We start from the raw sequence: 9,791 nt of genomic DNA, 5'->3' as shown, positions 1-9,791 counted from the left end.
AATAAATGTAATATTTATGTAAAAAAAATAAATATATAAATGTTGCAAATGAAGAAAATTTAAATTATTTAGAAATCTAATGTTATTTTTAATAATTTTAAGTTCGATTAATAATTTATAAACACACTGTATTATAAAGCACTACCTGCTCATTTTTTTGAGTATCTTGTTTTTTATAATCAAAATAATAAAAGATTCTTAGCACTTTTACATTGTTAGTTTTCGTGTGATATATACACTTAATAAATTTTTTTAATTATGTAGTATGTCAAATGTAGTAATTTTTTACTTTTAAAAAAATGAATGAAAGGTCTGAAGTATGAATACTTACAACAATTTTATTACCTATTTGAATTCCCTAAATAATGCTAGCGGATCAAATGAGAATGCAATAGCAGAAGCTCAAGTAACAAATCCGTATTATGAACAAATCAGGGTCGAGCGAAATATTGGTAAATATCTCACCAAAGAGATTGAATCTAGTCCAATAGTAGCTATTTTAACTGGGCATGCAGGAGATGGAAAAACAAGTCTTGTCTATCAAGTATTAAGAAGTCTTGGTCTAATTGAAGAAAACAGTCATTTGAAAATTTACGATGAGGTTATATGTAAAAAAACAGGTAAAAAATTTTTCTATATTAAAGACATGAGTGAGTTGAATGCTGATGAGCAGGTAGACTTACTTTCCCGTGCTTTTGAGTATCAAAAAGATGGTTACTCCTCAATTGTTGTAACGAATACAGGACCTCTACTACAAAGTTTTAAAAACTTATTAAAGAAAAATTATGCTAGTCCAGAGAAAATTGATCAATTTGAAATGAAACTTCTGGAAATTATGGATAAAAACACAGGATTGAAAGAAAGTATTGAAGATTATAATTTCCTTCTTATTAATATGGCAAGAACTGATAATGTTGTTTTTGTGCCGAAATTAATAAATAAATTAGTAGATCCTAAATTATGGTCTGAATGTGGGAACTGTAATAACCAAAAATTATGTCCTATGTATAATAATTTTGTTTCAGTTAAAGAAAACGAAATGAACGTGACTAGTTTCATTACTAATTATTATCGTTGGTTGTTTGAAAATGATAGAAGGCTAACTATACGTCAAATATTAGCACACATTTCATATGCATTTACTGGTAATTTAAATTGCAAAGACGTTAGTAGTGATACAAAATCAAAACAAGTGTTCGATTACAACTTTGCTAATTTATTTTTTGGATATGTTGGCCTTGAGGTAAACAAGAATGCCCATCAAATTAAAGCAATTCAAGCTTTACAAGAATTAGATTTAGATTCTAAAAGTTTAAATGAAGATTATGCAATGTTTGTAAGAAACGATTTTAGTAAGTTAGTACCGCATATCCAAAATATAGTTTTACCTGTATGGAAAGATGAAATGAAAATATATCGTTTAGTTTCTAAAAATCTAATTGAAGATGAAAAACCTTATGAATTGCGTAAATGCTTACGTCGTATTTTCATTATGTTTAATCAATATGACGAAAATGAGTTTAATGGACTAATTGATAATTTGTTTTCGCCCATTTTTAGTCAGTTTTTAAGATTAAGAAGCAACGAAATAAAGCGTCATGAACGAAGAGAACTTGAATCTATGGTAAAGAAGGCCTTGTATTTCATTTTTGTTGGTAAACAAATGGAAGAACATGGAGCACCAATTCCAATTCCTTTGCAAAGATCAGGTGTTGGTACACAAAATGTACAATTGTTATACGGTGAAATTATTAATGAAGATGTAAAAATTAATCAAAAACTAGAAGAATCAGTTTTTGATAAAGACGAAAATTATCACCAGTTACACATAACGTTTAAAAATTCCGTAAAACCTTTTAATCTAAATTTTATGCTAATGGATTATTTTATCCATATTTCATTAGGTGCGGTCTCAACAAAAGCAAATCCGTCTTTAACACATGGGTTAGAACAATTAAAGTCTCGATTATTTAATGCGTATAGGTTCAAAGATGTTAAGAAAATTCAATTACTAGTTCACACCCTTACTGGCTCTAAAAAATTAAATTTAGAGATAGAAGATAATGAACTATATGTTGATTAACTGAAGTGAGGTAAGAGCATGACACAAATTGATAGAAATAAGGTATTTCCTAATTTACCAGGTTGGGAAATTTCAAAACAGAATATTCAAATCCAAACGTATGGTCGCAGATTTTATAAAGATCAAACATATTATGAATATTTAATAGAATTTTTACTAGTTTTTGTCTCTCCAAAAGGTCGCAGGGAAAGTATTTTAACAGAAGAAATGAAGGAAAGAGCATTTACTTTATCTGTTCCGGAGAATGCAGAAATTTATTACTATCCTTCTCCAAGAGTGGCCTTAAAAAGGTATATTTTCTTTAATCGAAGTGAACAAGATAAACGATTTCCTATTGATAAAAAAGCTTGGGAGTCACATCGAGAACTCTTAGAGGATAAAATTGATGTTCAGCATTCGTATATAAAAAATAAAGACTTTATTTTAGATTCGTTACAAGATTTACTTTATGGCTTCAATGCAGTAATTGGAAAAAGGTCGTGGTTTGCACAATCATTACTTCCAATTGCACCTAATTTAATTTTTTGTGAATCAATGGGGAATAAGAACAAACGATTAGATTTATTTGAAGACATAGAAAATCCAAAATGCGATAGTGAGTTTGGATTTACTCAACATATGTTTATGGCAAGGGGCGGAGAGCTGTATTTTCTTCATTTAGCACAGGCTTTACAAGAAGATGAGAAATTAAAATCAGAAATTGAGCAACTATTAAAGGAATTGGTATGTTCAGTTCCTCAAATTGAGTCAATTGCTCAATTCTTACAAAGCTCATGGGAAGAAGAATCTTCTTATTTTAGTGATGAGGATAATAATCAAGTTAATGGATTAAATCATGTTGCACTTAGTGTTAAATGGATTCCAGCAACATTCATTGAAAGAGGAAAAAAATCTGCTATTGAGCTTAAAAATTTATTACAAGCTGAGATTGAACCAGTAGAAAAAATAAACTTATTATCTACGATGATTGTTGTTCAGGTATTACAGTTATTTTGCCTTCAATCTCAACGATTCCAAAATAAAGAGACCAATTTAGAATGGCTGGTTGATTTAACAGGTGATTCCACTTCGTTAGTCAGAAAGATGGCTGTACAATCTTACAGTAAAATTGAGGAAGAAATCTTTACTGCGGTACATTTTGCAGATTCAGAAAGCTATGAAGGAAAACTTAAAAAAGATGGCGATATATCTAAATTACTAGAAGATGCATCTGATAATTCAACATTATTAATTAGAAAGCTAGGAAAAGACATCGGATTGATTATTCCTCCAACAGGAAGTCATATGCGATTAGCATTTAATGAGGAGTTAATTAAAACATTTGTATTAAGTATTGTTCCAGCAGGTGAACGGATGTTGCTCTCGACTTTTTTAGAAAAGTTATACGGTCATTTTAATATTATTGTAGGTCCTAGTGAAGCAAAAAAACATTTTGAATCTCAAGTTGATATTGATTATTCGTCTTTTGACATAAATCAGCAGATTTTTCAAAATAGCTTAAAAAGTTGTGGCTTTTTACGTGATTTATCTGATGCCACTTCAATAGTAGAGAACCCATTTAAGGAGTAGAGAAATGAAATATTTTGTTGAAGAAATCGTTAAAGCGATTGCAAAACAAATTGAAACTAGTAATTCAGATAGTTATTTGTTTCGTTTGGATCATTTTAGCCATCCTCAAATTTATTTAGAAGTATGTAGATACTTTTCACAATATGCAAGTAAAAATGGTTTAAACTTTAATGCTAAACTTGCTTCAGAAACTTTTTTCCAATTTAAAGAAAAGTACTATGAAGAAGATGCAATAACTTATTTACAAAATGAAGGTTTTATCGATTCGAAGTCTGAAATGACAAAATGGAGAAATTCTATTGCTGAACAAAAAGGTATTGTTTTCCTTATGGGAACAGAGAATGTTAAAGATAGAGGAGGATTAGCAGACTTTTATGTCATAAATCCAAACACAGTCTCTATAAACATTGGAACAAAATATTCACTTTGGTTTAAAGATAGTATTGACATTGAAGACACAGATATTACTAACTCTTTAGAGCATTTGTTTTCAAATTTATTCAGATTAGTTCCTAAGGATTTGCTTAAATTAAGTTACATTATTGAAGATGTAAATACACGAGAATTTACGGATGTCGATGAATTAATCTTATATCTTTTAGGACGTCTACGAAAAGATTGGGGATTACCTAATGTTTATTCTCTAGAGAACAAAGATTGGGCAAATTTAAGAAAGAAAAAAAAGTTTGATTTATTTGATAAAGCACAAATATTTAGTAAAAGAACTAGTTTCGGAAGTAGTTTTAAAAGCTCTAGTTTAAAAAAATTAGAGAAAAAATATAAAGAATTTATAGAAAAAGAAGAGAACATTGAAGATGTTGTAAAAATTAAGGATAAGTTTGGTTCAGAAGAAATTTTTTATCAGATTCTCGCTGAATATTTTTCTGGTAAAAATGTAGATGCAAAAAGAGAGCAATTATTTGATTTTGATTTTTCCGTTATTAATAAAATTGTTAATTTTAAAACAGCAAGTGGGCCCAAAAAAGAAACGGCAGAAAAAGTTTATGGATTTCCTTTATATGCGTTCTGTCAAATGATATTAAAAACTCTTGCGAATAGTGAAATTATTCATGAGCTTGAAGTAGGGAAGCCAATAGAAATAGAAGTTAAGTTATTAGATGGGAAACTAGCAAATTGTAATGCAAATGATGATCAATCAATTTATGAAAATTGGCGTAAAATTAGTTGCTTTACTGCTAATATACTATCCTTTTTACAATTAGAATGTTCGGATCAAATTTCAATTAAGTATTCAGAAGGAAATGATCCATTTTGTGAGTCTAATTATGAAACAACTAGATCCAATTTAAGAGCAGCATCTTCCTCGGATAAATTAACAACGATTACTTTTAATTTACAAATTAAAGGTGAAAAAAGAAAACAAGAAGTTAAATGGATAATTAATCCTTTCGATAACTGGCTTGAAGCGTTTACAGCACTTTATAACGATTGTAGTAAGCACTTACCTATATTTTACAGTAAACAAGCAATTAATTTATTAAATAGTTCTGAAGAAGATACGTTCAATATATTACTTCAAGAGGTTCAATACGAGAGTAATGATTTGAATAAAATTCTTCCTCCTACATTAGATAGTAGTAGTAATTTAAAAGTTAAATTGTTTTCTTTATTCAATGAGTATAATGAATTTCGAAATCAAATCCTTACTGAGGGCTTTTTTAGAACAATTTTACAAGAAGGAAAGGCTTTAAATTTCATCCAAAAATATACACGTATTACTGGCGATATATACAAAAATATAAATAGTTTTAATGAATTAGAAAGAAAATATTTACCTTTATATTCATACCTATTTGTTTTATTTGAATGTAAAGATATTTTAGATAATCTACCTACTGGCGGAATTGTTTTACCATTTCATCCTGCGATGTTAGAAAAAATTATCGATCAACAAACTTTTTACCGAAGTGGTTTTAGAGAGGCGTTACAACAAATTTGCTGTAATAATAAAAAATACAAGGATGTTATCTTTTTGTTAAGTCAAATACAAACTCAGTCGACAATTAAATCGGGAATTGACTTATTAAACGTAAAAGGGGATCGATTAGAAAGTTGTCGTGAAGTGTATGGATTTTTTGGAATGTATGGAACAGGGCAAGGTGACGACGTACTAGAGAATGTATCTTTATTAGATTCAGGGGTAATATTTGACGAAGAATTTAATACAAAAGAGATGGTAGCTGAGACTTCACTTTCTAAACTATTAGTAGATAAATCTACAGAGTATGTGAACACATTCCCGGCAAGAGCAGATTCATTATCTGTTGCATTTATTAACTTTAAGAGTTTACAAGCAGTCGTCGCTGGTATTCATGGATTTATTAATAGGCAATTCGATGGACTAAATCGACCTGTTAGATTAAGAATTCAGATAGTAATGCAAAACCATACAGGAGAAGGAAGAAATTATTTGAATTTCTGGTTAGATAACTTCTTTACAGAAGAATCTAATATTCATATCGAGACTTATTACAAGGAAATAAACTTAAATGATTCCGAAAGCTTTAACTCAATATTACTAAATAATGATATTTCGTTTATTTCAGATGTGATGGAATATGAAAAAATTGAGTTTCAAGGAATTACAGGAACTGAAATTACACCATCCGAAACTAGATTTCCTATGGTATTTCATCCTATGCCTTCTATTGAGGAAGGAAATACAAGAAATTTAACAGTTTCCCAACCACAATTTAAAGCATCTTTTGAGCATACTCAATTATTATATTGGTTATTACACCCTGATAGTATTAAACGCTCTTATCGTGCTGAGAAAAAATTGATTTTTTCTAATAAGTTTGATGTGATTTTGGATATAGTGCACTCGAAAAGTAAATGGGTTGTTTGTTTAGATCATTCTTTAGATAAGCACTTAATTAAGAAAGAAAATATAATTAGTTTTTCTACGGGTGAAGGGGATTTCGGTGAACTTAATATGACAATTTCTTCTTCTCCAGAAATTAGAGTTGATATTGAGGCACGTTTAAAGGAACGGTTGCGCTCGATTTTTCCATCTTGGTCAAGTGAACAAATTACTCATGCTACAAAATATAGTTTAGATATTACTGAACGGTTAGATGGAATTCGTTTATTGAAAGCCCTAAATCCAAAGGATTATGAAGTTCATAGTTATTTAGCTTATTTACTTTCATACTTCTCTTTAAACATGCAAGAAATTACTGAAGGGCTACTAATCAAGAATCTTATTCCGATGGATTGTTACTCCCATTGGTTCTATGGAGTTGGTAATAGACCGGATTTTATGTTAATTGAGCTTGATGAATCTTGTTTAGAGCATGAAAAGCAATTAGAGATTGATATTACATTGATTGAGTGTAAAGTCGCAAAAGAAAATTCTTTACATGTAGAAAAAGGTATAGAGCAACTAACAAATACATTAAACCATTTACAAAAGGTGTTAAATCCAGATTCTACAGAATACAATAGACGTTATTGGTTTGCTCAGTTGTATAGAATATTAACATATTCGCAATTAGTTAATAAGAAATCTGTAGAACAATTGAAACGATATAACGACACATTATTAAAAATCTTAGAGGGGCAATTTAAGATTAATTGGAAATCAAAATTACTAACTTATTGGTTAGATTATAATACGGAAGATCTTCCTCTAAATGAATTTACCATCGGTGATTATAATGTAATATGTCAACATCAATCGTATGGACAACTCTTTATACAAAGGGCATTATTACCTAATGATTTAAAAGAAAACGTGAAATTTGAAGATGTTAATTCTGAAATGAATTTATTCATTAATGATAAAGAGTTATATGAAAAGACTTTAGATTTATTGAAAGAAGAAATTATTGAACCAATCAAAATTAGAGAGCAAGATAAACCAGTTACAATTACAGTTGAAGATGTAAAAAATGATGATAAACAAGAACCTATCAAAAAAGTGGTTCAAAAAGATCTAGAACTAATTCCAAGAGATCAAAAAGTTTTAAGCGATCCAATGAATTTACCTAAAGATTCCAAAGATCAACCTGTAAAAGATTCAGGATATGACACTTCAAAAGTTCAACCTGATAAATTACCTAGTGCTCCTTTGACTTACACTGAACCTGAGCAAGAAACTACACCTATAAGCAAAGTTGCAGAAGCAAGTGATGATGAACCATCAACTACAAATGGCACAAAATTAAAAAATGTACGCTTATTAATAGGTAACGACAATCGTAACCAAGAAGTGTATTGGGAATATGGACATCCGGATCTTGAAAATAGACATATACTTATTTCGGGGACATCTGGTGTGGGTAAAACATATTTCATTCAATGTTTACTTTACGAACTATATAATCAAGGAGTTCACAGTATTGTATTTGATTATACGGACGGTTTTAAGAAAAGTAAGTTAGAAGATGAATTTAAAGAGAGTTTGGGAGATAAAATTAATCAGACTCTAGTGTTAAAAAAAGGATTTCCAATTAACCCATTTAAGAGAAATCTAAAAGAGTTGGATGAAGACGAATTTGATGATGAGAGTGATGTAGATATTGCTGAAAGGATAAAAAGTGTATTTAGTTCAGTATATAATTTAGGTCCTCAACAAGCGAATGTTATTTACCGTGCAACTCTAAACGGTTTAAGAAAATACAAAGACAATATGAACTTACAATATTTAAGAAATGAATTAGAAAATGATGGGACTAGTTACGCAAAAACTACTTTATCTAAAATTGAACCATTAATTGATAGAGACCCTTTTGATGTTTCTGCGGAGTATAACTGGGATAAACATTTTGAAAAAGAAGCGGAAGTTTATATTATTCAGTTGACAGGTTTCACTCGAGAAGTGCAAATTATTTTAACTGAGTTCATTTTATGGGATTTATGGAACTATAAATTATCTCACGGTGATAAAAATAAACCTTTTGCATCAATTATAGATGAAGCTCAAAACTTAGATCATGGCGAAAATTCACCAAGTGCAAAAATATTAACTGAAGGTCGTAAGTTTGGTTGGTCTGGTTGGTACGCAACACAATTTTTACAAGGTGTTTTGAATAAAGATGAGATTCAACGCTTGCAAATGGCACCACAAAAAATTTATTTCTTGCCTCCACCTGAAGAAGTAAACCAAGTTGCAAGTTATTTAGATACAGATACTGCTAGGAGAAAAGAATGGGCTAAAAAATTAACAAAACTAGGAAAAGGCGAATGTATTGTACATGGGGCATCACGAAAAGCCAATGGTGGCCTTGAAAAACAACCACCTAGAATAGTGAAGGTATCTTCATTTGCTGAGAGGATTAATAAATGAGTTATCCATTAAGTTTTCATAATACGTTTGCACCAGAAAGAGAGGCAGTTGCACAACTCGTGCAACTTGCTTTTACTAATAATGATTTTCTTTCAAAAGAAGAGATTTCAACTTTAACATCAATTCCAACAGGGAAAAGTTCAGGAAAAGTTGTTCCTCATATTCTTTATTCAGAAGCAATGAAGCTTATTTCTGTGAAGAGGGAAGAAAGTAAATTTAAATTGCAAATTACAGCCTTAGGCGAAACCATCTTAAATGAAGATCCATATATAGTAGAAGAGTTAACACAATTAATTTGTCATGTTAACTTAGTTTCAATTAATTCTCCTGCGTTATTATGGAATTATATATTTAATCATTTTCTTCCAAACTATGGGACTAGTATTAATAAGGAAGTTTTTTCTAAAGGAATTAATAAAAATTTTGATTCAGAAATGAACTTAACTCCGTTTAGAAGCAGTTATATAAATCCAACTAGTTTTTCAGCTTTGAAGCTGTTAACAAATAATGATGATTCATATCAATTTACCCCTTTAAAGGTGTTGAATGATTATAAGTATGTCTATGCATATCATTTGTTATCTCTTTGGGAGGAGATTTTAGAAAAAAATACTGAAATCACTTTTGAAGATATCATAAGTAAATTAAAATGGGGAACTGCCTATTTATGGAGTGAACGTGAAATAACATCTGCATTAGAAGTGTTATATGATGAAAGAATTATCGTTCTAAATAGGCAATTGAGCCCAATGACAATAATAAAACAATGTACATCAAGAGAGTTATATTCAAAATTATACTCTTTGTTAATCTAGTAACCATTGAGAG

The 9,791-nt window shown here is 29.7% G+C and carries 4 protein-coding genes; all 4 read left to right on the top strand.

Annotated features, from left to right (window positions below; genetic code table 11):
• Positions 1 to 319: 319 nt before the first annotated feature.
• The 4 genes from CN925_RS04495 to CN925_RS04480 are packed head-to-tail and all read left to right on the top strand — an operon-like array spanning position 320 to position 9,778.
• Positions 320 to 2,083 (top strand): hypothetical protein, encoded by a 1,764-nt coding sequence (locus tag CN925_RS04495; protein WP_098845065.1) that lies wholly within the window; start codon positions 320 to 322, stop codon positions 2,081 to 2,083.
• Between the two features lie 18 nt (positions 2,084 to 2,101).
• Entirely contained in the window at positions 2,102 to 3,652 is a 1,551-nt protein-coding gene (locus CN925_RS04490; RefSeq protein WP_098845064.1) for a hypothetical protein, read from the top strand.
• Between the two features lie 4 nt (positions 3,653 to 3,656).
• Positions 3,657 to 8,963 carry an ATP-binding protein gene (locus CN925_RS04485; RefSeq protein ID WP_286138263.1) on the top strand — a complete coding sequence of 1,769 codons (5,307 nt, stop codon included), beginning with the start codon at positions 3,657 to 3,659 and terminating at the stop codon, positions 8,961 to 8,963.
• Positions 8,960 to 9,778, top strand: a complete 819-nt coding sequence (locus tag CN925_RS04480; RefSeq protein ID WP_098845063.1) for a DUF4007 family protein — start codon at positions 8,960 to 8,962, stop codon at positions 9,776 to 9,778. Before CN925_RS04485 ends, CN925_RS04480 begins: the two co-directional genes overlap by 4 nt.
• Positions 9,779 to 9,791 lie beyond the last annotated feature (13 nt).

It is taken from the genome of Bacillus sp. AFS055030, assembly GCF_002574545.1.
GTDB lineage: Bacteria > Bacillota > Bacilli > Bacillales > Bacillaceae_G > Gottfriedia.
The sequence above is the reverse complement of the archived record's forward strand: the minus strand, read 5'-3'. Positions and strand labels throughout refer to the sequence as shown.